Annotated in this window: 1 protein-coding gene; it reads right to left on the minus strand. The window is 65.5% G+C overall.

Annotation, left to right across the window (positions count from 1 at the left end; all coding sequences use genetic code 11):
• Window positions 1–339 (minus strand): superoxide dismutase (locus ACMX2H_RS19020; RefSeq protein ID WP_414962848.1); only part of this gene is annotated, 339 nt, incomplete at both ends.

A 339-nucleotide genomic window follows, 5' to 3' on the forward strand; every position in this document is an offset into this window, starting at 1 on the left:
GCGGCGCCGAAGTGGCCGCGGAACGCGTCGAAGGAACCGAAGTACTCATCGATCGCCGAAGCCAGCTCGCCGGTGGGCTTGTCGCCGCCTTCCGGGGAGAGGTTCTTCCAGAAGATCGAGTGGTTGGTGTGGCCGCCGAGGTGGAAGGCCAGGTCCTTGGACAGCTTCGGCACGTTGCCGAATTCGCCCTTGGTGCGGGCTTCGGCCAGCTGCTCGAGTGCGGTGTTCGCGCCGGCCACGTAGGTGGCGTGGTGCTTGGAGTGGTGCAGCTCCATGATCCGGGCCGAGATGTGCGGCTCCAGGGCTGCGTAATCATAGTCGAGCTCGGGCAGTTCGTAC

It is taken from the genome of Arthrobacter sulfonylureivorans, assembly GCF_047607445.1.
Taxonomy (GTDB): Bacteria; Actinomycetota; Actinomycetes; order Actinomycetales; family Micrococcaceae; genus Crystallibacter; species Crystallibacter sulfonylureivorans_A.